General features: G+C 70.7%; 1 protein-coding gene. It reads right to left on the bottom strand.

Annotation, left to right across the window (positions count from 1 at the left end):
• Positions 1–259 (bottom strand): acyltransferase domain-containing protein (locus UK12_RS35765; RefSeq protein WP_045307401.1); only part of this gene is annotated, 259 nt, incomplete at both ends.

The following is a 259-nucleotide window of genomic DNA, read 5'->3' as shown; positions in this document are numbered from 1 at the left end:
CCGGCGCAGCGTGCCAACCGTGACCGCCTCGCGGCCGGCTGCTTCGATGCTCTCCTGAACGGCCATCACGAGGACGGGGTGCGCACTGACCTCGACGAACGTGCCGACGCCGTGGTTGCGCAGCAACTCGGCCGTCGCGTCGGCGAACTCCACGGTGGTACGGAGGTTGGTGTACCAGTACTCCGCGTCCATGCCCGAACCGTCGACCAGCTCGCCCGTCACCGTGGACAGCAGCGGCACCCGGCCCGCCTGCGGGGTG

Origin of the sequence: Saccharothrix sp. ST-888 (assembly GCF_000955975.1) — a bacterium.
Taxonomy (GTDB): Bacteria; Actinomycetota; Actinomycetes; order Streptomycetales; family Streptomycetaceae; genus Kitasatospora.
Note: the sequence above shows the minus strand (reverse complement) of the source record. Positions and strands in the feature narration are given on the sequence as shown.